This window comes from Halobellus sp. H-GB7, assembly GCF_030848585.1.
GTDB classification, from domain to species: domain Archaea; phylum Halobacteriota; class Halobacteria; order Halobacteriales; family Haloferacaceae; genus Haloquadratum; species Haloquadratum inordinatus.
On the sequence record NZ_JAVDDW010000003.1, the window covers coordinates 52,433 to 75,093 of the forward strand.

Here is a 22,661-nt window from a genome sequence, read left to right on the forward strand (position 1 = left end):
GAACGGCGCGTCCAGTTCGCTCTCTGTTCGGCTTTAGTGAACAAAAATTGAAAGCCAATCTTTGTTCAGCATTACTGAATATCCTAGTCAGCGAGATCGAGCTCGACCCGTTTGGCCGCGCTGAGGACGAGTCCGGGAAGGTCCTCTTCGAGGCGCTTGCCAGAGAGCCGCTCGGCGGGGCCGAGGACCGCCACTGCGCCGGCGAGTGCGTCACCACGTTCCCCCTGTCGAATCGGTGCGGCGACAGAGCGCATATCCTCCCAGACCTCGCCGCGGTCGAACGCGAGCCCGCGGTCGGCGATCGACCGCAGTTCGTCGCGCAAGTCCGACGGCGACTGGACCGTCCGGTCGGTCAGTCTGTCGAGCCCGTGCGTCTCCACGTACGCCTCGACCTCGTCCCGCGATCGGTACGCGAGGATCAGCTTTCCGGCGGCGGTCGCGTGGAGCGGGAGTCGGCTCCCCAATTTGATCCGGCGATCGTTGCGTTCGGCGTCTTCGACGGCCGCGTGGACGGCCTCTCCGTGTTCAGGAACGACGAGTGCCGTCGACTCGCCGGTGGATTCGGCGAGCCCGTTCACTTCCGGATATGCCGTCTGGTACAGTGTCATCCCGTCTCGGACACCGATCCCGAGGTCCAGAAATCGCAGTCCGAGTCGGTACCGACCGTTCGATGAAAGCACGACACCCAGCCGTTCCAGCGTGACGAGGTGGTTGTGCACCGACGCTTTCGAGACCGACAATTCTTCTGCGAGTTCCGTTACCCCGGCCTCCCGCCCGCCGGCGAGTGCGCTCACGATCCGAGCTGTGGTGTGCGTTGCGCCGACTGGATACTCGGTCACGAATCCGTCTCAGTTCCGGAACTACTTAAATACTGTTCAGCAATGGAAAACAAAACGAGCGAATTTATGATAGATTGTGAAGGTTAATCGGGCGGCAGAATTTGCGATATCGACCGGGTAGAGCGCCTCAAACAACCGTAATTCGACTTCGGTTCCTTTCGCTACCGTTCACTATTAACAAACAAGTTTGTTATGAATACATACTTCCACCTATGTAAAAACAGCTTTAGAAGCCTCCTAACGGGGTTTCTCAGACCAATATACCAAACTTTTAAGTATATAATCTCCTATGTGTGATGTGAGACTCAGTATGACAAATGATGACAGAAGATCGGTCGGTCGTCGTAACGTCCTCAAGGGTGCTGGCCTCGCGGGCCTCGCGGGTCTGGCGGGCTGTGTCGGCACGGGCGATCCCTCGTCCGACTCGACGGCGACGCAGGCGAGCGGCGGCAGCACGGACGCGGGCGGGTCGACGACGACGGCCGCCCAGGCGGCGATGGCGCAGTCGGCCGAGGTGTGGGGCTGGGACGTCGCGGCGAAGGCCCTGAACCTCCTCGATGAACCCTACGAGGAAGCCAACGGCGGCGACGTCTCGATCAACCAGATCGGTCGGTCCGACCTGAAAGACAAGTTCAAATCGACGCTTCTCTCCGGCTCTGGCGCGCCGGCAGCCTCGATGATGGAGAGCGTCGACGCCGCTTCGTGGGTCGACACGGGCGGCCTGCGCGACATCTCCGGTTGGCTCGACGAGGCGGGTATCAAGGGCGACTTCGTCTCCGGGAAGTGGGGCCCGCTGGAGAAGGACGGCGGCACCTACGCGCTCCCGTGGGACATCGGCCCGGTCGGGACGTTCTACCGCCGCGACGTGATGAACGAGTACGACATCGACGTCGAGAGCGTCGAGACGTGGGACCAGTACATCGAGGAGGGCAAGAAGCTCCCGGACGATCAGTATCTGCTCAACCTCCCGTCGAACGACTACGACGGCCTCTGGCGGATGATGTTCCGGCAGATCGGCGGCCAGCCGTTCACGCAGAACGGCGCGGTCAACATCGCCTCCGATAAGAGCCTGCAGGTGGCCCGCATCCTCAAGCGCATCCGCGACTCGGGCGTCGCAAACGACCTCGCCTCGTGGTCGTCGTCGTGGTTCACGGCGTTCGGCGACGGGACGACTGCGAGCCTGACCGCCGGTGCGTGGATGGAGGGCACGCTGAAGGCCGAACTCGGCGACACGTCCGGAAACTGGGGCGTCTTCAAGCCGCCGGCGGTCGAATCCGGTGGCTCCCGCGCGACCAACTGGGGCGGCTCGAACCTCACGATTCCCGCGCAGGTCTCAGAAGAGAAGGCCAAGCGCGCGTGGGACTATATGGCCTACGCCCTCGGTCGCGAGGAGAGCCAGCTCACGATGTACCGCGAGTACGGTCTCTTCCCGGCACTGGAGACGACCTACGAATCCGAGGCCTACGACGACCCGCACGCGTTCCTCGACGGACAGCCTGCGGGCCGTATGTTCGCGGAGATCGCGCCGAACATCAAACCCTACCGCTACACGATCGACACGCCCGAAGTCACCAAGGCGATCAACACGCACTTCCGAGATATGATGGCCGGCGACAAGACGCCCAAAGAGGCCGTCGACGCCGCGGCGTCACAGGTGGCTGACCGAACTGATCGCGACCTCGCCTGAGGACGACCGATGGCCACTCGCGACTCTCTCTCGGGGACGGAGCCGTCGTTACGCGACCGCTTGCGGTTCGCCCGCCAGTCGGTCGGCGAGCGACTGCCAACGCCGGGTGAGGGGATCGTCGGGTATCTGTTCTTGCTCCCGGCGTTTCTCCTCTTCGGGATCTTCCTCGCGTTCCCGATCGTCTACACGTTCTACCTCTCGTTCTTCCGTTTCGAGGGGGTCGGCAACGACACGCTCCTGTGGATCGATACCGGCTTTTTCAGCTACCGGTTGACGAGCATCGCGGACCTGCGATTCATCGGCCTGGAGAACTACATCGCGATGTTTTCGGACACGCTGTTCCACCAGGCGCTTTTCAATACGACGTTCATTCTCGTCGTCCAGGTCCCGCTGATGGTGGCGCTCGCGCTGCTTTTCGCCGTCGCGCTAGACGCCTCGTTCGTCCGACTCCGCGGCGTCTTCCGGACCGTGCTCGCGCTGCCGGTCTCGGCCAACCTCGTCGCGTACTCGACGGTGTTCCTCCTGATGATGCAGGATGCGGGACTCATCAACTACGTCCTGACGTCGATCGGCCTCCCGGCGATCCCGTGGCTGACCAGTTCGTTCTGGTCGCGAATGACGATCGTCGGCGCGGTCACGTGGCGCTGGACCGGCTACAATATGATCATCCTGCTCGCGGGGCTGCAGAACATCCCCCAGCAGCTCTACGAGGCGGCCGAAATCGACGGCGCGACCCGGATCCAGAAGTTCCGGTACGTCACCGTCCCGCAACTGCGCCCCGTCCTGCTTTTCGTCTTCGTGACGTCGACGATCGGGACGTTCAAACTGTTCAGCGAACCGGTCATCATCAACGGCGGCGGCGCGCCGCTGGACTCGACGATCACCATCGTCCAGTACATCTACCAGACGGCGTTCATCGACTTCCGTCTCGGGTACGCCAGCGCGCTCACGTACGTCCTCATCGGCGTGGTGAGCGTCCTCTCGGCGATCCAGCTCAACGTCGGAGGTGAGAGCGATGCGTGAAGAGACTCGCCGCGAGGCGGTCTGGCAGTTCCTCACGTACGCGTTCATCCTCCTCGGTGCGATCCTGACGCTCGTGCCGCTGTACTGGATCTTCGTCGCGTCGACGCTCAAGGAGTCGCAGTTCCTCTCGTCGACGTCGCCGCGGCTCGCCCCGGGCGATAGCTTCTTCGCGAACTTCCAGTCGTTGCAGGCGCGCGAGAACGTTCAGTTCGTCGGCCACGTCGGCGAGATGACCCACTATATCGATCTGGGACCGTTCTACATCGCCTACGACTTCTGGAACCTCTGGAATATGGGTGCGATCGAGAGCAGTATCTTCGTCGCGGGCGTCTACACGCTGCTGTCGCTCTTGCTCTGTTCGATGGCCGGTTTCGCCTTCGCGAAGTACGAGTTCCGGTTCAAGAAGCCGATCTTCTACGCCATCCTGGCGACCCTGATCCTCCCGATTCAGTTGCTCGTCATCCCGCTGTTCCTGCTTATGAGCCAACTCGGGCTGACGAACAACTACTGGGCGATCATCCTCCCGTGGGCGGCGAACCCGCTCGGGATCTTCCTGATGCGCCAGAATATGCGCTCGATCCCCGATGCCCTCTTGGAGTCCGCGCGAATGGACGGCGCGACCGAGTTCCAACTGTTCTACAAGATCGCGCTGCCGACGATGAAGTCGTCGCTGGCGGCCCTGTCGATCATTCTGTTCTTGTTCCAGTGGAACCTCTTTCTGTTCCCGCTCGTCATCCTCGATCAGGGCAAGTACACGATCCCGGTCGCGATCAATCAGCTCGTCGGCGCCCAGCGCGTCTACTACGACCAGATTATGGTCGCTGCAACGCTTTCGATCATCCCGATCTTCATACTGTTCCTGTTCCTACAGAAACAGTTCGTCAGCGGGATCCTCGCAGGATCTGTCAAGGAGTAAACTATGTCAGGCATCACATTAGATACGGTACGGAAGGAGTTCGGTTCCGGCGAGGAGGCCGTCCTCGCGGTCGAGGACGTCGATCTAGAGATCGAGGACGGCGAGTTCCTCGTCCTCGTGGGGCCGTCCGGCTGCGGGAAGACCACCACACTGCGCTGTATCGCGGGGCTCGAAGACGTCACGAGCGGTCGGATTCTGTTCGGCGACCGCGACGTGACCGAGTTCAGAGCCCGCGAACGCGACGTGGCGATGGTCTTCCAGAACTACGCGCTCTACCCCCATATGGACGTCCGAGACAACATCGGCTTCGGGCTGAAACTGTCGACCCAGCAGTCGGCGGCCGAGATCGACCAACAGGTCGAAGACGTCGCCGCGATGCTCGGTATCGAGGACTTGTTGGACGACAAGCCGAAGGAACTCTCCGGCGGCCAGCAGCAGCGAGTCGCGCTCGGCCGCGCGATCGTCCGTGATCCGGCGGCGTTCCTGATGGACGAACCGCTCTCGAACTTGGACGCGAAGCTCCGTTCGCAGATGCGGACGGAACTGCAGACGCTGCAGCACGATCTCGACGTGACGACGGTGTACGTGACGCACGACCAGACCGAAGCGATGGCGATGGGCGATCGGATCGCGGTGATGAACGATGGCCGACTCCAGCAGGTCGGGACCGCCGAAGAGGTCTACCGGTCCCCGGTCAACGAGTTCGTCGCGGACTTCATCGGCTCGCCGAGCATCAACGTCTTCGACGCCACCGTCGACGGCTCGCGCCTCGACGGTCCGGGAGGGTTCACCTACCACCTCTCGGACGCCTCGCCAGTCGAGGGCCTCGATACGGTCCGCGTGGGAATCCGTCCCGAGGACATCACCCTCGTTGACGACGGTATTCCGATGGTCGCGAACGTTCTGGAACCGATGGGCAACGAGAACTTCCTCTACACCACGCTCGGTGATCACGATATCACGGCCCGTATCGACCCCACGAAGCGTCCGCAACCCGACGAGACGGTCGAGTTCGCCTTCGAGGAATCGGCGCTGTATCTGTTCGATCCCGACACCGGCGATGCCTTGAAGACGAAAGACGACGGCGAGATTCCAGACCGGGGAGCCGACACGGACGCCCGGCCGAGTGAGACCGACGAGGCGCTCGAGGAGGCGGTCGAATGACCCGCATCGTCGACTACGATCTCTATCAGGTCCCGCCGCGGTGGCTCTTCCTCCGTCTGGAGACCAGCGACGGCCGCGTCGGCTGGGGCGAACCCGTCGTCGAGGGCCGCGCGCGAACGGTCGAGACGGCCGTCGAGGAACTCCTCGACACCTACCTCCTCGGTGAAGACCCCGCGCCGATCGAGGACCACTGGCAAACGATGTACCGCGGCGGGTTCTACCGCGGCGGGCCGGTCCTGATGTCCGCCATCGCGGGCATCGACCAGGCGCTGTGGGACCTCAAGGGCAAGGAGTTCGGTGCGCCCGTCTACGACTTGCTCGGCGGTCGCGCACGCAATCGCGTACGCGTCTACCAGTGGGTCGGCGGCGACCGGCCCGAAGGCGTCGCACAGGCCGCCCAGGAGAAGGTCGACGAGGGGTTCAGCGCGCTCAAGATGAACGCGACGGCGGAACTTCGCCGGATCGACACCCCCGGCGCGATCGACGCCGCGCGCGAACGGATCGCCACCGTCCGCGAGACCGTCGGCCCCGAGGTCGACATCGGCGTCGACTTCCACGGTCGCGTCTCGAAGTCGATGGCCAAGCGTCTCGCGAAGGCGCTTGAGCCGTACGATCCGATGTTCATCGAGGAGCCGGTACTGCCCGAACACAACGACTGTCTACCGGAGCTCGCCGAGCACACGACGACGCCCATCGCGACCGGCGAGCGGATGTACTCCCGCTGGGACTTCAAGGAGATCTTCGAGGACGGCGCAGTCGACGTGATCCAGCCGGATCTCTCACACGCCGGCGGCATCACCGAAGTGAAGAAGATCGTCGGGATGGCCGAGGCCTACGACGTGGCGATGGCCCCGCACTGCCCGCTCGGACCGATCGCGCTCGCGGCCTGCGTGCAGGTCGACGCCTGCTCGCCGAACGTGCTCATCCAAGAGCAGAGCCTCGACATCCACTACAACGAGCAGAGCGACGTCCTCGATTACCTCGCGGACCCCTCGGTGTTCGAGTACCGCGACGGCTACGTCGAACTGCCGACCGATCCCGGCCTCGGGATCGAGATCGACGAGCGGCGCGTCCGCGACCTCGCCGACGAGGTCGACTGGCACAACCCCGTCTGGCGGCACGAGGACGGCAGCGTCGCGGAGTGGTGACTGTGGGGATGGAACGATTCACCGACCGCGTCGCCGTCGTCACTGGCTCGACCCGCGGCATCGGCGCGGGCGTCGCGAAGCGACTCGCCAGCGAAGGCGCGAAGGTCGTCGTCACGGGCCGCACCCGTGACGCCGGCGAGGCGACGGTCGCCGAAATCGAGGCCGACGGCGGCGAGGCGGCGTTCGTCCGCGCCGATATGCGCGACCCCGACGACATCGCCGCGCTGTTCGATGCGACGGTCGACACCTACGGCGGCCTCGACGTGCTCGTGAACAACGCCGGCGTCGAGACGAACACCGGCGTCACGGAGGCGACGCGCGAGGACTGGGAGTTCGTCGTCGAGACGGACTTCCGGTCGTTCTGGCTGTGTGCCAAGGAAGCGGCCGCGCGGATGGACGAGGGAGCGATCGTCAACACCTCCTCGAATCACGCGTTCCTGACGATGCCCGGGATGTTCCCGTACAACGCCGTGAAAGCGGGCATTAACGGAATGACGCGCGCGATGGCGCTCGATCTCGGCCCGCACATCCGGGTCAACACCGTCAACCCCGGTTGGGTCGCCATCGAGCGGACGCTCGCGGAGATGGACGACGCCGACCGCCGCGAGATCGAGTCGATCCACCCCGTGGGCCGAATCGGTACACCCGAAGACGTCGCCGCCGCGGTGGCGTTCCTCGCGAGCGAGGAGGCCGGCTTCGTCACCGGCGCGAACCTCTTGGTCGACGGCGGTCGCACGGCCGTGATGCAGGACAATACGTTACCTGATTATCGCGCTCGCCGGGAGGGACAGGAGTGACGCGGGTCGACCTCGGACACTCCGCGGTCGCGTACGATCCCGACACTGGTCGGCTCACGATCGAAGCTGGTGCCGATGCCCTGGATTCGGACGTAACTCCGAAAACGCTCTTTTCGGGGTCCCTCGGGATCCGACTCGCCGACAACGAGGACGCCCACAGCGACGGCGACCGCGATGGACTCGTCGTCGACGTGTCGGTCGAAGCCGCGGATCGAGATCGTGGCGATCACGGCGGCGATGCTATCGACCTGACTGTCGCGGTCGAGAACCGCACGAGAGAGCCCGTTCGCCTCGACGCGATCGAGGTGCTCGACGGGACCGTTCCGTTCGGCCCCGCCGACCGCGTTTTCGTCCACGGCTACCAGTCGTGGTCGCCGACGGCGACGCTCCGGATCGACGAGCGGTTCCCCGCGGAGACTCCAAAGAGCCGCCCGCAAATGGTCGATCTCGCCGCGCCGGACGACGCGCTGACGAGCCACGCCGTCACGGCGCTGACTGGCGATCCGGGGACGCTGACGCTCGGCTTCCTCGATCACGACGCGTCGCTGACGCGGTTCGACCTTTGCGCCGACCGCGACGCAGACCAGACTGCGCTCACGGCGCTCTGCCCGCTAGACGGGGTCGCGATCCGCCCCGGTGAGCGACGCGAGAGTGCGACGCTCCGGATCGACGCGGGTCAGTCGCTCTCGGCGGGGCTCGAATCGCTCGCGGCCGACGTCGGCGAGCGGATGGACGCGCGCGTCCCCGAGACGGTACCCACTGGCTGGTGCTCGTGGTACCACTATTTCACCGACGTGACTGCAGACGACGTCCGAACGAACGTCGCGGACCTCGACGAGTGGGACGTCGACCTCGACGTCGTCCAACTCGACGACGGCTACGAGACCGCCTTCGGCGACTGGCGGACGCTCGCCGACGGCTTCGAGTCGATGCGCGACCTGCGCGACGACGTCGCGGCCGCGGGCTACGAACCCGGACTGTGGCTCGCACCGTTCTACGTCCAGGCCGACTCACGACTGGCACGCGAACATCCCGAGTGGCTGCTGACCGACGAGGGTGACCCCGTCGACGCCGGCGCGCGCCACGGCCCGATGTACGCACTGGATACGACGCACCCCGAGGTGACCGCCTGGCTCCGCGAGACCTTCGCGACCGTCGTCGAAGAGTGGGGCTTCGAGTACCTCAAACTCGACTTCCTCTACGCCGCGGCCCTTCCCGGCGACAGACACGGCGACGTGACGCGAGCCGAAGCGTATCGGCACGGTCTGGGGACGATTCGCGAGGCCGTCGGCGACGCCTTCATCCTCGGCTGCGGGGCACCCGGCTTCCCCAGCGTCGGCCTCGCCGACGCGATGCGGATCGGGCCGGACACCGCGCCCTACTGGCGGCGCGAGGGCGACAGCGCGAGCCAACCCGCCCACGAGAACGCCGTCCGCAACGTCCTCAATCGGCAGTTCTGTCACCGCCGGCTGTGGGTGAACGATCCCGACTGCCAGCTCGTGCGCGAAACCACGGAACTCACCGTTCCCGAACAGGAATCCTTCGCCGCGCTCGTCGCACTCACGGGCGGGTCGAACTTCCTCAGCGACGCCGTCGCGGAGATCGACGACGCAGGCCGGCGGCTGTTCGAGCGCACGCTCCCACCAGTCGAGGACGGCCGCGTCCACGGCGTCGGCGACGGTGAGTTCCCCGACCGCGTCGTCTGCGAGCGCCCCGCTGACGGGGCGGTCGCCGTCGCGGCGTTCAACTGGAGCGACGAGCCGCGTCGGGTTCGCGTCGACCCTTCAGCGTACGTCGATTCCGGTGACTCACAGGACTCGGACCGACCGGCGTTCACCTGGACGGCGCTTGGACCGACCGACTCGCCGAACGGTCTCGCCCGTGGGCCAGTCGAGCGCGAGGTCGCCCCGCACGGCTGCCTGCTCGTCCACTGTACGGCTGCCCCAACCGATCCTCGCCCGACGGTCGTCGGCGCGGATCACCTCGCGAACGCCGGATCGCAAGTGACCGACGTCACCTGGGCCGACGGCACGCTGTCGGTGCGGCTCGACGCCGACAGGCCGATGGAGTTGGTCGTTGCTGTACCGGAGCCGTGGCGACTGTGTGAGTCCGACCGGAACGACTCCGACAGTGAGCGCACCAGCGCCGGCGCCGCTGGCGGCGTCGATACCATCACATTCACCGCCGCACCGGGCACAAACGAGTTCGAATTCGAGACACGAGAATGACTGACGACACAGACGGAGATTCCGAGGAGCACAGCGACGAGGCCGCCCGCCCGACACCCGCACTCACTGCGTCGGACGCGTCGGCGACGGCGACGCCCCGCATCGGCGTCTGTTACTTCCCGGAGCACTGGCCGCGCGAGCGCTGGGAGACGGACGTCGAACAGATGGCCGAGGCCGGCATCGAAGTCGTGCGGATGGCCGAGTTCTCGTGGGGGCGGCTCGAACCCGAACGCGGCGCGTTCGACTTCGAGTGGCTCGACACCGCCGTCTCGCTGCTCGGCGACGCCGGCATCGATGTCGTCCTCTGTACGCCGACGGCGACGCCGCCGAAGTGGCTGATCGACGAGTATCCCGAGATCCTGCAGGAAGAGCCCGACGGGACGACCCGCGAGTTCGGCAGTCGCCGTCACTACTGCTTCAACTCGCCGGTGTATCGCGAGGAGAGCAAACGGGTCGCTCGGCGGATGGCCGAGCACTATGCGGACGTCGACGCGGTGGTCGGCTGGCAGACTGACAACGAGTACGGCTGTCACCACACCGTCCGCTGCTACTGCGACGACTGCGCCGCGGCGTTCCGCGAGTGGTGTCGCGACCGCTACGAGAGCGTCGACGACCTCAACGAGACGTGGGGCACGACCTTCTGGAGCCAGCAGTACGGCTCCTTCGCAGCACTCCAGCCGCCGCGACACACCGCGGCCGAACACCACCCCTCGCGACTGCTCGACTACGCGCGCTTCGCCAACGCGAGCGTCGTCGACTACAACGAGATGCAGGCGGACGTCCTCCGTGAGGCGAACGACGAGTGGTTCGTGACGCACAACTTTATGGGTCACTTCGACACCCTCGACGCCTTCAGCGTCTCTGAATCGCTAGATTTCGCCACCTGGGACTCCTATCCGACTGGCTTCGCACAGGACCGAAATACCGAATCAGTCACCGAGGACCGCCTCCGCGCGGGCGACCCCGACCAGGTGAGCCTCAACCACGACCTCTACCGCGGCCCGGCCGGCTTCTGGGTGATGGAACAACAGCCCGGCGACGTCAACTGGCCGCCGCGCTGCCCGCAACCCGGCGAGGGCGCGATGCGCCTGTGGGCCCACCAAGCGGTCGCCCACGGCGCGAACGTCGTCTCGTACTTCCGGTGGCGTCGCTGTCGGCAGGGCCAAGAGCAGTACCACGCCGGCCTGCGGAAACACGACGGCTCGCCCGATCGGGGCTACGAGGACGCCACCCGCGCGGCCACGGAGTTCGAGTCGCTCGGCGACCTCGACGGTGTCGACGCGCCCGTGGCACTCACGTTCTCCTACGACGACCTGTGGGCGCTCGCCGAGCAACCCCACGCCCCCGACTTCGACTACTGGGGGCTCGTCGGCGCGTTCTACCGCGCCCTCCGAGCGCGAGGCGTACAGGTCGACGTCGTCGAGGCCGCGACTGACCTCGACGGCTACGAGGCCGTCGTCGCCCCGACGCTCCACCTCGCGGACGAGTCGCTTGCGGCCCGACTCGAATCGTACGTCGACGACGGCGGACACCTGCTTCTGGGGCCGCGCTCGGGGTACAAACTGCCGGGCAACCGACTCCAGTCCGACCTCGCACCCGGTCCGCTCGCGTCGCTCGTCGGCGGCCACGTCGACCAACACGAGAGTCTCCCCGAGTCGGTCGACACCACGCTGACCTACCGCGGCGACGCGTACGACTACCGGACGTGGGCCGAGTGGCTCCGCCCGGAGACAGCGGATGCGGTCGGTGAGTACACCTCCGGAACGGCCGGTGGGCGTCCAGCCGTACTCGACCACGTCGTCGGCGACGGCTCGGTCACCTACTGCGGCGTCTGGCCCGAGTCGGATCTGGCGGACGCGCTCGTCACCGACCTCCTCGACCGCGGCGGCGTCGCTTACAGCGACCGGCTCCCGGAGACTGTCCGCGCCGCCGAGCGCGACGGCCACACGTGGGTGCTCAACTTCGGCGGCGACCCCATCGAGGTGGACGCCCCCGACGACGCCGAATGGCAGGTCGGCGATGCGTCGATCCCCGGCTACGGCGTCGGCGTCGTCGGTGCTGCAGTGACCGAACTGTCGGTCCAGTAGCGGCCGCGCACGGCCCTCCTCGGGAGCCCGAGCCCTCCGTTTTCAGCGCCGGAGAACGACCACTCGCCTTATGCCTCCGTATCGCTGAGATACGACAATCAGTATGCAGCGACGGACCTACCTTCGCGGCGCGGCCACCGCCGGCGTGCTTGGCACAGCGGGCTGTCTCGGATTGGGGGACTCGAACCCCGACGTCGCCCTGCCTGAACCGGACCGCGAGTACACGAGCGAGGAACTCCCGTACCCTGCGTGGGGGCAGCGCATCCCGGACGCGACGCTTCCGAACCCAATCGACGGTGGCGAAGTTTCCGTTCGGTCCGTCGGGAAACCTCAACTGCTGACGTTCTTCTACAGCCACTGCAACACGGTCTGTCCGGTGTTGATCCAGTCGATGCGGAACGTCCAGGCGCACTCTCTCGAACAGGAGTACGCCGACGCAGTCGCGTTCTTCCCGGTGACGTTCGACCCGCAGCGTGACGACGCAGAACGCCTCCGAACCTACGGCGAGGAGATGAACGTCGCGCTCGACGCTGGCAACTGGCACTTCCTCAGGCCCGAGTCGAAAGCGCGGGCGAAAGCCGTGGTGCAGGAGCAGTTCGGCGTGAACTTCCAGCGGACACACCCCGATAATATGGATATGTATATGTTCGCGCACTCGGCGATGACCTACCTCGTGAACAGCGACGGCTACGTCGAGCGGGCCTACCGAACCGACTCGCCGGACCCCGAACAGATCATCGACGACCTCGAAACCGTCAGAAACCGATGAACCGCCGACAGCTCCTGACCGCGCTCGGCGGGCTCGGGCTCACGGGAGCCAGCGTCGCGGCGCTCCGCGGCGACCTGCCGGGCACAGGCGGCGACGAGTCGGGGCTCCCGATGCGCCTCGAGACGCTCGACGCTCGCGGATCAGAGGCCGGCGAGACGGCGATTCCCGTCCCCGAGACGCCGACGGTAATCGACCTGTTCGCGACGTGGTGTGCGCCCTGTAAAGAGCAGATGAACGAACTCTCGACCGTCTACGAGGAGTACGGCGACAGCGTCGCGTTCGTCTCCGTCACCAACGAGCGGATCGGCGGGACACTGTCGGCCGACGATATCCGGGCGTGGTGGCGACGACACCACGGCGAGTGGACCGTCGCTCTCGACCCCGACAGTGACCTGATGGCGGCACTCGGTGCCGGCGGGATCCCGTATCTCGTCGTCACCGACGCCACAGGCACCATTCGCTGGCAGGACGCCGGTCTGACCCGCGCACCGGACCTCCGAACCGAACTCGACGCCGTCCTCGCAGAGACGTGACGTCGGCTGCCTTCCTCGGAACCGTTGCGTTCGCCGCCGGCACGGGCGTGACGACGTTCTTCGCGCCCTGTGCCTTCCCGCTGCTGCCCGGATACGTCGGGTACTACGTCCGCCGGAACGACGACACGCCCGGGCTCGTCTCGGGACTCGCGGCCGCTGCGGGCGCAATCGTCGCGCTCGGCGTTATCGCGTCGCTCGCGTTCGCCCTCGGCCAGCGACTCACCTCGTTGTTGCCGCTGTTCGAACCGCTGATCGGCGCGATGCTGGTCGTCTTCGGTCTGTTGGTCCTTTCGGGGTGGACGCCGCCGACGATCCCACTCCCGAAGCGCCCGGAATCGCTGCTCGGATTCGGTGTTTTCGGTGCGGTCTACGCGGTCGCCGCGGCGGGGTGCGTCGTTCCGCTGTTCCTCGGCGTGATCGCGCAGGCGTCGGCACTCTCACCCGCGCGCGGCCTCGTCGTCCTCGGAGCCTACGCCGGGGGCGTCTCGATCCCGCTCGTCGGCGTGACGCTGCTCACCGACGCCGGCGTGACCGCCTGGCGCGGGGCGGGCCGGTACGCGGGCTATCTGAAGCAGGCCGCCGGGGTACTCCTCGTCCTTGCCGGTCTCGGGCAGTTGTACCTCTCTATCGTCGTCCTCGACGTGCTCTGAAGTTGGCGGTCACGCCACTTCTCACTTCGTGTCTCACACCGTGACGTCTTGCTTCGGAACTCACAACCGCTGTGCGAGCGCCTCGAGCGCGTCGCTGCCGCCGTTCCGGAGCGGCGTTCCGTGTCCCATACACGCGACCTCGAACGGCGGTGCGTCCGCTGCAAGCCGTCGGATGCTCTCGCGGACCTGGGCCGTGTCGTAACTCATCGCCCAGCCGGACGCTTCGAGCGCGCCGTCGGATTCCGCGACCAGATCGCCGAGCAATCCCACGTCGAGCTCGGTGCTCACGTACGCCACGTGTCCCGGCGTGTGACCGGGCGTGTGGTAGGCGGTGAACGTCCCGACCTCCTCGCCGTCGTCGACGGCGGCGACGTCGAGTGACGGATGGGTCGTGAAAACGCTGGCGAGCCGCTGGAACGCGCCCTTGTGATTCGTGACGGGCGGCGACCGCCGGTTCGTCAGAATGTCTGCGTCGAACGGTCCCGCGTGCACAGTCGCGTCTAACTCCGGCGTCAACGCGGCGAGCGCCCCGATGTGGTCGAGGTCGTAGTGGGTGAGTAGCACTCGTTCGATATCGCTCACCTCGACGCCAGCCGAATCGAGTCCGTTCTGGATCGCGGACCCGTCTAAGGGCGTCCCCGCGTCCACCAGCGTGGGCACGTCGTCGAAGACGAGATATGCGTTGACGCCGCGCAACGCGAACTGCCACACGTCGTCGGTCAACTGCGTCGCCATACTCGGTGTAGGCCCCCTGATGGTTTGAACGCTGGTGTGACGGCGCACGCGGTTGCACGTATCGCTCGTCCCGGCACGAAACTTCTCGGGTGGTGTCGCCGACACCGAAACGCTTCAAGCGCCACATCTTCGACGTACTGATACCGAATGACGAACACCGCCTCACCCACACCTCTCCCGGACGCGACCCGACTCGGCCGATCCGCACTTCGCGTCGCCGACCTCGACGAGATGATCGAGTTCTATCGGACAGTCGTCGGTCTCTCCGTCCAGTCCCGCGGCGAGACGCGCGCAACCCTCGGCGCCGACGACACGCCGCTTTTGGTGTTGCTCCGCGACGCCGACGCCGCGCCGCGAACTGACCGGCAGGCCGGCCTCTTTCACACCGCGTTCAGAGTCCCATCGCGCACAGCGCTGGGTGCGGCTCTCGAACGGGTCCGCGACCACTGGACGCTGGAGGGCGCGTCGGATCATCTGGTGAGCGAGGCGCTCTACCTCAGTGATCCGGACGGCAACGGGGTCGAAATCTACTGTGACCGTCCGCGCGAGGAGTGGCCGCGTTCGGACGACGGTACGGTCGAGATGTCGACGCTGCCTCTCGACGTCGACGCCATCGTCACCCAGTCCGACAGCGCTGCGGACGCACCCGCCGGAACCGATCTCGGCCACGTGCACCTGGAGACAACGTCACTCTCGGCCGCCCGCGAGTTCTACGTCGAGACGCTCGGCCTCGGCGTCCAGATCGACAGCGACGCCGCGCTCTTTCTCGCCGCCGGCGACTACCACCACCACGTCGGGATCAACACGTGGAACGGACGGTCCGAGCCAGCGGGCGGCCGCGGACTGGCGTGGTTCGAGATCGTGGTTCCGAGTAGTGACGCGCTTGCGGCCCTTCGAGAGCGTCTCGCGGACGCAGGTGTCGCCGTCACCGACCGCTCTGACGGTGTCGAAATCGCCGACACTGATGGGATCGGCATCCGTCTCCGCGTGGAATAGCGATCCGAGCGGTGTTCGCCGCCAGGGAGCATCTTACTCGCCCTCGGGCCGCAACCGCGCGAGCCGCATCGCGTTGCTGGTCACGCCGACAGTCATCCCGGCGTCGCCCGCCAGCACTGCCAACCAGATCGGAACGTAGCCGAACGGCACGGCGACCGCCAGGAGCGCCTTGATGCCGAGGCTGGCCCAGATGTTCTGTCGAATGACGCCGTTCGCGTCGTTCGCGAGTTCGTAGAGGTACGGAAGTTTCGCGAGGTCGTCGGCCATCAGCGCGATGTCGGCGGTTTCTAGCGCCGTGTCCGTCCCCGCTGCGCCCATCGCGATTCCCACCGTGGCCGTCGCCAGCGCCGGCGCGTCGTTGATGCCGTCGCCGATCATCGCGACGCCGCCGTCCTCGGAGGTGTCGATGAGTTCCCGGACCGAATCCACCTTCTCCTCGGGCAGGAGTTCGGCGCGGTACTCGTCGACGCCGACCCGCTCGGCGATCGCGCGCGCAGTCCGCTCGTTGTCGCCGGTCAGCATCACCGTCCGTGAGACGCCGAGTTCTTTCAGTCGGGCGACGGCGCGCTCGGCTTCGGGTCGGACCTCGTCGGCAACGGCGATGACCCCCTCCAGTTCGTCCGCTGTTCCGACGAGAACGACGGTCTTTCCTTCAGACTGGAGTTCGGGGACGGTGCCGTGGAGGAGGTCGACGCAGTCGTTGCGCTCGCAGATCTCCTGGGCCGTCTGGGTCACGACGCCGCCGTCCGTGGTCGCGTGGACGTGTTCGAGGTCGAAGCCGAGTTCCTCGAACAGCCCCGGTTTGCCGGCGATGTGGGGCGTTCCGTCGAGCGTCGCGCGGACGCCTTTTCCAGTGAGACTCTCGAAGTCGTCGACCGTGCGCCCGTCGACGCCAGCCGAGTTCGCTGCGGCGACGATGGCTTCCCCGACCGGGTGTTCGCTGCGCTCTTCGAGTCCGCGAGCGCACCGGAGGACCTCCGCCTCGGAGTTCCCGTTCAGCGGGACGACGTCGGTGACGGTGAGTTCGCCGCTCGTGAGCGTCCCCGTCTTGTCGAACGCGACGACGTCGACCGCGCCCATCGCTTCGAGGTGTGACCCGCCCTTGATGAGCACGCCGTTTTTCGCCGCGCTCGTGATTCCAGACACGACGGAGACAGGCGTCGAGATGACGAACGCACAGGGACAGGCGAGTACGAGCAGCGTCAGGCCGTAGACGACGGCCGTCGGCCAGCCGACGCCGAAGACGAACGGCGTCCCGAGCGTGACGACGACCGCGAACGCGACCACGACCGGAGTGTAGTACGCCGAGAAGCGCTCGACGAACTGCTCGCGCTCGGTCTTCTTCGACTGGGCGTCCTCGACCATCTCGACGATGCGCGAGAGCGTGTTGTCGCTCGCCGCCGCCGTGACGCGGATCTCCAGGTAGCCGTCTTCGTTGATCGACCCGGCGTACACGTCGTCGCCGACGGTCTTGTCTACCGGCACGCTCTCGCCCGTGATCGGGGCCTGATTGACGGCGCTTCCGCCGGTCTCTACCGTGCCGTCCATCGGGATCTTCTCGCCCGGGCGTACGACGACGACGTCGCCGGGTTCGACGGCCTCGACGGGCACCGTCTCGGTGCCGTCCCCACGCTTCACCGTGGCTTCGTCCGGCGAGAGGTCCATCAGTTCTCTGAGCGAGTTGCGGGCGCGATCCATCGAGTACCGCTCCAGCAACTCGGCGACGCTGAAGAGGAACGCGAGCGTCGCCGCCTCGAAGTACAGCGCCTCGCCGAACGCCAGACTCGCCAGCAGCGCGCCGACGATCGCCACCGACATCAGGAAGTCGATGTCGAGATTCAGGTTCCGCGCGGAGTAGTAGCCGTTTCGGAGGATCGCCTGCCCGCCGGTGGCGACGGCCAGGAGAAAGAGCACGTCCGCGAGCAGCAACTCCGTTCCCAGCGCGCTCGCGACTTGCGCGTTCGATCCCGGGAGGAAGAACTCGAAGGCGAGGCCGATCGTCAGGAAGACGCCGCTGATCCACGTTTTCACCGCGCGTGAACTCGTCCAGATCGAGTCTCGACCGCGCTCGTCGCCGCTCACGCTACCGTCAGTATCTCCGCCCTGTCCCTTCGCGTCAGTGACCTCGTAGCCAGCACCCTCGACCGCGCTCACGAGGTCGTCCGGCGACACCGCGCGCTCGTCGTAGGCGACGCTCACGCTCCCGGTCGTCGGTCGGGTTTCGTGTGTTTCGACTCCTTCGACGCGGTCGAGCGCGCTTTCGACCTTTCCGGCGCAGGAGGCGCAGTCCATACCCGGAACCGAGAGGCTGACTGTCGCCTCGCTGCGTCCTTCGACGCGGTAGCCCGCTTTCTCGATCCGGTCTTCGATGTCGTCTGCGGTCGTCGCGCCCGCATCGTAGGTGACGGTGAGGCGTCCGCTCGCGATACGGGGGTCTACGTCCTCGATCCCGTCGAGTTTCGATACGCTACGCTTGACCTTTCCCGCACAGGAGGGACAGTCCATATCGGGGACGTCGAACGTCGCGGCCGCACCGTCGCTGCCCGCGGACGCCCCACCCTCTCGTCCGCCGCCTTCGTCCTGCGAATTCGGACGACCGGCGTCCCGGCCGCCGCGCGCCGAACCTGTCATTACTAGATCGGTGGGATCCACGTCTTATTAATTCATCTGCTATTTACACGGGTAAAATTCACAGTGATTATTAAAAAATAAGAGATGGATTAACACTTCTGCACAGCAGCTTCGATATCTCGTTTCGGTACTGCATCGACATAGGCGTCTCGGATTCCGTCCGGCGGTCTTCGACGATCCTACCACATCGGCTTTCAGGGCAGCGACGCTACGTTCGTCTATGTCAGATTCACACGACAACGACGGACTGACTCGTCGCCGCGCGCTCGGTGCGGGCGGGGCGGTACTCACACTCGCGCTTGCAGGCTGTAGCGGCACCGGCGACGGCGGGACGACGGAGACTGAGACGGCCACCTCGACGCAGACGGACACGGCGACGCCGACCGCGGAACCGACGACGACCGAGACCGGCGAAGCCTCACTCAGCGCGCTCGAAGTCCCCGAGGACGCAAACTGTGCGGTCTGTAATATGAAGCCCGCGAAGTTCCCGGACTACAACGCCCAACTCCAGTACGAGTCCTCCGAGCCGAAATTCTTCTGCTCGAACGGCTGTATGGCGTCGTTCGCGGCCGATCCGGGGCACTTCGAGGAGGCGTACGCCGATGCGTCGATCGCGGCGGCGTTCGTCCACGACCACGACACCACCGACTGGATCGACGGTCTCGCGGCCTCTTACGTCTTGGAGATGGACTCAGAGCGAGTCGACGACCCGATGCGGATCAATCCGCTGGCGTTCGATACTGAGGCTGACGCGACGGCGTACGTCGAGCAGTACGACGACTTGACGGCCGAGGACGTCGTCGGCTTCGACGCCTTCGACCGCGACCTCGCCGAGCAGTACCGCGCGAGTTTCTTCGAGTAAACTGATGCGTCGGGACGCCGCCCTCGCCGCCGCCGTGCTCCTCCTTGTGACCGCGTACGGCGGCGCGTTCGTGGCGGACGCGACCCACGACCCCGAGCCCGTCTCGTTCGGCACCACAGCTAGCTCCGGTCTGACGGCGGAGACTGTCCGTGAGACACAGGCTGCGGGGGCTGTCGTCCCGAAAGCGCAGGTCTCCTACGCCCAGTTCGAGACGGTCGTCGGCTACTACGGTATCGGCTCGCTCGTCGCCGCGCTCGGTCGCGAGGGCCACACTCAGCGGTTCGGTCCGCCGCTCGGCGTCTTCGTCAGCGACTTCGCCGGGACGTCGCCGACGGTGAGCGACGCCGGGTATCCGGTCCCCACTGCGGGCCGCCCGGGGTGGACCACAGCGGCCGATGCACACTACGTGATCGTCCCCGAGCGCTCCGATTCGGCCGGGCAGTCGCGTGGGCGTGCCATCGTCCCGTTCAGCGACGCGGCGGGCGCCCGGCAGTTCGCCGAGCGCGTCGGTTCCGACGCGACAGTCTGGTCGTGGGCGACCGTCCGCGAGCGAATCGACGGCCCGTCTCGCACACGTTCGTGGCCCGAGACCGTCGAATCCAGGGACCAGGCGGCGAATCGGACCGCTGCGGAGGTCAGGTCACTCGCAGACCGCCCCGTCTCGCAGGTCGTCGGTGAGGACGCACCCAGCATCCAGCGCGCCGTCGACGCCGCGCCACCGAATACGACCGTCTACGTCCCACCCGGAACGTATCGAGAACGCGTTCGGATCGACCACCCCATAACGCTCCGCGGGGCGGGCCCAGAAACCGTTGTCTCGGCCGGGTCGAACGGGACCGGCGTTACAGTGACGAGCGACCGCGTCGCCGTCGTCGGCCTCGCGGTGACAGAGGTCGGGACGGAGACTATCGACGTCGGTAACGGGAGCGAGGCGTGGGACACGCACGTCAGGCAGACGTACGGCCGCGGCGACGCCGGCGTCGCGTTCGTGAACACTTCCGGGGCTCTGGTCGCCGACGTCACGGTGCGGACGCCGTCGAACGGCGTCTTGCTCCGGCAGACGAACGAGACGCTCGTCGAGGACGTCACCGTTCACGGAACCGCGACCGACGGCGCGGGCTATATGGGCGTGATGGCGATGGAAGCGACGTCGGCGGTCGTACAGCACTCGACGTTCAGCGGGACGCTCGACGGCGTCTATTCCCACCGGTCGAACGGCCTCGTCGTCCGTGACAGCCGTATGCGGGACGTCCGCTTCGGGACGCACCTGATGTTCACCTCCGGGACGCTGCTCGCCGAGAACGTCGCCCGCGACACCGACACTGGTCTCGTCGTGATGACCCGTCCCTCGGGGAACGCGCTCGTCGGCAACGACGTTCGCGAATCGGGTCGGGGGATCGTCACGGCCGGCAGCGACTCCTACGTCGCGCGAAACCGACTCGTCGGTAACGAGGTCGGCCTGGAGATCGGAACGCGGCGCTCGCTGTACGAACACAACGTCCTCCTGCGGAACGGCGTCGGGGCCGACGCGACCGGGATCGTCGCCTCCAACCGCGTCCTCGCCAACGACTTCGTGGACAACGACCGGCCCGCGGATGCAACCGGTGGCGCAACGCGCGTCTGGTCGAGCGCCGGGGGCGGGAACTACTGGGCGCGAGCGGCGGGCGGCCCAGTCGACGCCGTCGATCGCTCGTATCGCCCGACGAGCGCCGTCGACGCACGGTACGGTGCGCCGGGAACTCGTCTCCTCTCGGAGTCGCCCGGTCTCGTCGCCCTCCGCGAACTTCGCGGCACCGTCCCCGGGATGCGCAGCGGCGGCATTGTCGACCAGCGGCCGGCCGCCACGCCCGTGAACCCCGACCTGCTGGCGGGCGCGCGAAACGACTCTCAACGTATGATGAACGACTCACTCGTGACCACGAACTTCGATAGATGACGGACAACCCAGTCGTGACCGCCTCGAACGTCGCCTGCGAGTACGGCCCTGTCTCGGCACTCGCCGGCGTCTCCGCGTCGATCCATCCGGGATCGGTGACGGCTGTCGTCGGCCCGAACGGCGGCGGCAAGTCGACCTTCTTACGGACGCTCGCGGGCGTCGCGACCCCGACGAGCGGCACGGTCGCGTATCCGGTGACGGAGGGAACGCACGCGGTCGGCTACCTCCCGCAGTCGTTCCGCCCTCGGGACGACCTGACGGTCGGCGAGACGGTCCGGTACTACGACGCGCTCGTCGGTGACGGGCCGACGCCCGAGGAACTGCTCGATCGGGTCGGCTTGGCGCACGTCGCCGACCGACGCGTCGGCGCGCTCTCCGGCGGTATGTTGCGCTTACTCGGCGTCGCGGTCGCGGGCGTCGGCGACCCCGATCTCGTCGTCCTCGACGAACCCACGAGCGGCCTCGATCGCACGATGACCAGACGGGTCTTCGAGAGCTGTGCGACGCTCGCCGGCGAGGACTGCGGCGTCGTCGTCGCCACACACGACTTGCCGACCGTAGAGCGCGTCGCCGACCGCGCGCTGCTCCTCGACCGCGGGCGGTTGCAGGCCGACCGAACACTCCCGATCGAGGGAACGGCGTTCGCGACGGCCTACGACGACGCTGTCGACGGCGAGACGACCGTTCGGAGCGGTCGAGAGACGGCTGACCCCGGTCGCGCCTCTGGTGGTGAACCCGTATGAGCGCGGTCGACCCGCTACGCGCAATCGCCCTCGACCGGGGCCACGTCGCCGCCATCGCCCGTCGCGAGGTCAAGACTGTCACGCGAAACCGGGGCACGCTCGTCCTCTTCGTCGGCTTTTCGCTCCTCCTGCTCGGATTCACGTGGGCCGGCGGCGGCCACGCGTCCGGCTACGTCCCGACCGTCGTCGACCTCCTCACGCCGGTCGAACTGCTGGTCCCCGTCCTCGCATTCGCGATCGGCTATCGCGTGTTCGTCTCCGATCGGGAACGCGGAGAACTGGCCGTTCACGCCACGCTCCCACCGTCGCGGTCGTCGATCGTTTTGGGGACGTTTCTCGGCCGTGGCGTGATCCTCGCGCTCGGCGTCGCCGCCGCAGCGCTCCCCGCGCTCGTCTTCGTCGTGCTCTCGGGTGACGGCACGTCGCCGATCTACGCCGCCCAGCGCGGTGCGGACTCGCCGCTGTTGTTCGCTCGGTTCGTCGCCGTCGCGACGCTTCTGGGCCTCGCCGCGCTGGCCGGTGCACTCGCCGTCTCTGCAGTCGCTCGCAGTGCCAAGAGCGCCGTCGGCCTGGCGCTCGGTCTCTGGGCGGTCCTGGCAGTCGGCGCTGACGTCGGGGCGCTTGCGGCCCTGCAGCGGGGCTTTCTCGACGTTGGCGGCCTGCCGACGGCCGTCGCACTCGGTCCTGGCGGCGCGTATCGCGGACTCGTCTTCGCGACCGTCCTCGACGCGGCGACGGTCGAGGCGACCGCCGCGGTCGCACCGGCTGTCGGAGTGCTCTCACTCGTCGGCTGGACCGTCGTTGCTCTCGCTGTCGCTGCCTACGCGCTCTGGTGAGTTTTCGGACGCGGTCGTCACGGAACGCCTGTTACGGCGTCCCTTTCGCGGCCTGAGTATGCGGAGCAACCACTAGAGCGA

At 66.7% G+C, this 22,661-nt stretch carries 19 protein-coding genes; 16 read left to right on the plus strand and 3 right to left on the minus strand.

Translation table 11 applies throughout. From position 1 onward, the window contains the following. Positions 1-83: 83 nt before the first annotated feature. Positions 84-839, minus strand: coding sequence for an IclR family transcriptional regulator (locus RBH22_RS07170; protein WP_121570135.1), 756 nt, complete (start codon positions 837-839; stop codon positions 84-86). Between the two features lie 310 nt (positions 840-1,149). Here RBH22_RS07170 and RBH22_RS07175 point away from each other — a divergent pair, with 310 nt between their 5' ends. From RBH22_RS07175 to RBH22_RS07225, 11 genes are all read left to right on the plus strand, one after another. Further along, positions 1,150-2,526 carry an extracellular solute-binding protein gene (locus RBH22_RS07175; RefSeq protein WP_121570190.1) on the plus strand — a complete coding sequence of 459 codons (1,377 nt, stop codon included), beginning with the start codon at positions 1,150-1,152 and terminating at the stop codon, positions 2,524-2,526. Between the two features lie 9 nt (positions 2,527-2,535). Beyond that, positions 2,536-3,549, plus strand: a complete 1,014-nt coding sequence (locus tag RBH22_RS07180; RefSeq protein ID WP_121570136.1) for a sugar ABC transporter permease — start codon at positions 2,536-2,538, stop codon at positions 3,547-3,549. Next, a complete protein-coding gene (locus RBH22_RS07185; protein WP_121570137.1) occupies positions 3,542-4,465 on the plus strand; it encodes a carbohydrate ABC transporter permease in 924 nt (307 codons plus the stop codon). Before RBH22_RS07180 ends, RBH22_RS07185 begins: the two co-directional genes overlap by 8 nt. A gap of 3 nt (positions 4,466-4,468) precedes the next feature. Then, positions 4,469-5,629 (plus strand): ABC transporter ATP-binding protein, encoded by a 1,161-nt coding sequence (locus RBH22_RS07190; protein WP_306677010.1) that lies wholly within the window; start codon positions 4,469-4,471, stop codon positions 5,627-5,629. Further along, on the plus strand, positions 5,626-6,777 hold the full coding sequence (dgoD, locus tag RBH22_RS07195; RefSeq protein ID WP_306677011.1) for a galactonate dehydratase: 1,152 nt from the start codon (positions 5,626-5,628) through the stop codon (positions 6,775-6,777). Before RBH22_RS07190 ends, dgoD begins: the two co-directional genes overlap by 4 nt. Positions 6,778-6,785: 8 nt before the next feature. Further along, on the plus strand, positions 6,786-7,574 hold the full coding sequence (locus RBH22_RS07200) for an SDR family oxidoreductase (RefSeq protein WP_306677230.1): 789 nt from the start codon (positions 6,786-6,788) through the stop codon (positions 7,572-7,574). Further along, the gene (locus tag RBH22_RS07205; RefSeq protein ID WP_306677012.1) at positions 7,571-9,802 is read left to right on the plus strand and encodes a glycoside hydrolase family 36 protein; all 2,232 of its coding nucleotides are present in this window, start codon (positions 7,571-7,573) and stop codon (positions 9,800-9,802) included. Before RBH22_RS07200 ends, RBH22_RS07205 begins: the two co-directional genes overlap by 4 nt. Next, entirely contained in the window at positions 9,799-11,889 is a 2,091-nt protein-coding gene (locus RBH22_RS07210; RefSeq protein WP_306677013.1) for a beta-galactosidase, read from the plus strand. Before RBH22_RS07205 ends, RBH22_RS07210 begins: the two co-directional genes overlap by 4 nt. A gap of 103 nt (positions 11,890-11,992) precedes the next feature. Next, positions 11,993-12,658: an SCO family protein gene (locus RBH22_RS07215; RefSeq protein ID WP_121570142.1), complete on the plus strand. Its 666-nt coding sequence runs from the start codon at positions 11,993-11,995 to the stop codon at positions 12,656-12,658. Beyond that, entirely contained in the window at positions 12,655-13,191 is a 537-nt protein-coding gene (locus RBH22_RS07220) for a TlpA disulfide reductase family protein (RefSeq protein WP_306677014.1), read from the plus strand. The genes RBH22_RS07215 and RBH22_RS07220 overlap by 4 nt, the downstream gene beginning before the upstream one ends. Next, a complete protein-coding gene (locus RBH22_RS07225; RefSeq protein ID WP_306677015.1) occupies positions 13,188-13,841 on the plus strand; it encodes a cytochrome c biogenesis protein CcdA in 654 nt (217 codons plus the stop codon). Before RBH22_RS07220 ends, RBH22_RS07225 begins: the two co-directional genes overlap by 4 nt. A gap of 60 nt (positions 13,842-13,901) precedes the next feature. On the opposite strand, the gene RBH22_RS07230 is transcribed toward RBH22_RS07225, so the two are convergent. Beyond that, on the minus strand, positions 13,902-14,576 hold the full coding sequence (locus RBH22_RS07230; RefSeq protein ID WP_306677016.1) for an MBL fold metallo-hydrolase: 675 nt from the start codon (positions 14,574-14,576) through the stop codon (positions 13,902-13,904). 147 nt (positions 14,577-14,723) lie between these two features. Here RBH22_RS07230 and RBH22_RS07235 point away from each other — a divergent pair, with 147 nt between their 5' ends. Then, the gene (locus RBH22_RS07235; protein ID WP_306677017.1) at positions 14,724-15,572 is read left to right on the plus strand and encodes a VOC family protein; all 849 of its coding nucleotides are present in this window, start codon (positions 14,724-14,726) and stop codon (positions 15,570-15,572) included. 33 nt (positions 15,573-15,605) lie between these two features. On the opposite strand, the gene RBH22_RS07240 is transcribed toward RBH22_RS07235, so the two are convergent. After that, entirely contained in the window at positions 15,606-18,203 is a 2,598-nt protein-coding gene (locus RBH22_RS07240; protein WP_306677018.1) for a heavy metal translocating P-type ATPase, read from the minus strand. A gap of 220 nt (positions 18,204-18,423) precedes the next feature. Here RBH22_RS07240 and RBH22_RS07245 point away from each other — a divergent pair, with 220 nt between their 5' ends. The 4 genes from RBH22_RS07245 to RBH22_RS07260 are packed head-to-tail and all read left to right on the plus strand — an operon-like array spanning position 18,424 to position 22,580. Then, positions 18,424-19,065 (plus strand): nitrous oxide reductase accessory protein NosL, encoded by a 642-nt coding sequence (locus tag RBH22_RS07245; protein WP_121570148.1) that lies wholly within the window; start codon positions 18,424-18,426, stop codon positions 19,063-19,065. A 4-nt stretch (positions 19,066-19,069) separates the two neighbouring features. Then, positions 19,070-21,001 (plus strand): NosD domain-containing protein, encoded by a 1,932-nt coding sequence (locus RBH22_RS07250; protein WP_306677019.1) that lies wholly within the window; start codon positions 19,070-19,072, stop codon positions 20,999-21,001. After that, on the plus strand, positions 20,998-21,744 hold the full coding sequence (locus RBH22_RS07255) for an ABC transporter ATP-binding protein (protein ID WP_121570150.1): 747 nt from the start codon (positions 20,998-21,000) through the stop codon (positions 21,742-21,744). Before RBH22_RS07250 ends, RBH22_RS07255 begins: the two co-directional genes overlap by 4 nt. After that, positions 21,741-22,580: an ABC transporter permease subunit gene (locus RBH22_RS07260; RefSeq protein WP_306677020.1), complete on the plus strand. Its 840-nt coding sequence runs from the start codon at positions 21,741-21,743 to the stop codon at positions 22,578-22,580. Before RBH22_RS07255 ends, RBH22_RS07260 begins: the two co-directional genes overlap by 4 nt. The last annotated feature ends 81 nt before the right edge of the window (positions 22,581-22,661 follow it).

What these genes read in the sequence shown, in the direction of transcription:
- RBH22_RS07255 (WP_121570150.1), top strand. Translation starts at nt 20,998, where the DNA reads ATGACGGACAACCCAGTCGTGACCGCCTCGAACGTCGCCTGCGAGTAC.
- RBH22_RS07200 (WP_306677230.1), top strand. Translation starts at nt 6,786, where the DNA reads ATGGAACGATTCACCGACCGCGTCGCCGTCGTCACTGGCTCGACCCGC.
- RBH22_RS07260 (WP_306677020.1), top strand. Translation starts at nt 21,741, where the DNA reads ATGAGCGCGGTCGACCCGCTACGCGCAATCGCCCTCGACCGGGGCCAC.
- RBH22_RS07180 (WP_121570136.1), top strand. Translation starts at nt 2,536, where the DNA reads ATGGCCACTCGCGACTCTCTCTCGGGGACGGAGCCGTCGTTACGCGAC.
- RBH22_RS07245 (WP_121570148.1), top strand. Translation starts at nt 18,424, where the DNA reads ATGTCAGATTCACACGACAACGACGGACTGACTCGTCGCCGCGCGCTC.
- RBH22_RS07240 (WP_306677018.1), bottom strand. Translation starts at nt 18,203, where the DNA reads ATGACAGGTTCGGCGCGCGGCGGCCGGGACGCCGGTCGTCCGAATTCG.
- RBH22_RS07210 (WP_306677013.1), top strand. Translation starts at nt 9,799, where the DNA reads ATGACTGACGACACAGACGGAGATTCCGAGGAGCACAGCGACGAGGCC.
- RBH22_RS07230 (WP_306677016.1), bottom strand. Translation starts at nt 14,576, where the DNA reads ATGGCGACGCAGTTGACCGACGACGTGTGGCAGTTCGCGTTGCGCGGC.
- dgoD (WP_306677011.1), top strand. Translation starts at nt 5,626, where the DNA reads ATGACCCGCATCGTCGACTACGATCTCTATCAGGTCCCGCCGCGGTGG.
- RBH22_RS07235 (WP_306677017.1), top strand. Translation starts at nt 14,724, where the DNA reads ATGACGAACACCGCCTCACCCACACCTCTCCCGGACGCGACCCGACTC.
- RBH22_RS07190 (WP_306677010.1), top strand. Translation starts at nt 4,469, where the DNA reads ATGTCAGGCATCACATTAGATACGGTACGGAAGGAGTTCGGTTCCGGC.
- RBH22_RS07220 (WP_306677014.1), top strand. Translation starts at nt 12,655, where the DNA reads ATGAACCGCCGACAGCTCCTGACCGCGCTCGGCGGGCTCGGGCTCACG.
- RBH22_RS07215 (WP_121570142.1), top strand. Translation starts at nt 11,993, where the DNA reads ATGCAGCGACGGACCTACCTTCGCGGCGCGGCCACCGCCGGCGTGCTT.
- RBH22_RS07175 (WP_121570190.1), top strand. Translation starts at nt 1,150, where the DNA reads ATGACAAATGATGACAGAAGATCGGTCGGTCGTCGTAACGTCCTCAAG.
- RBH22_RS07250 (WP_306677019.1), top strand. Translation starts at nt 19,070, where the DNA reads ATGCGTCGGGACGCCGCCCTCGCCGCCGCCGTGCTCCTCCTTGTGACC.
- RBH22_RS07185 (WP_121570137.1), top strand. Translation starts at nt 3,542, where the DNA reads ATGCGTGAAGAGACTCGCCGCGAGGCGGTCTGGCAGTTCCTCACGTAC.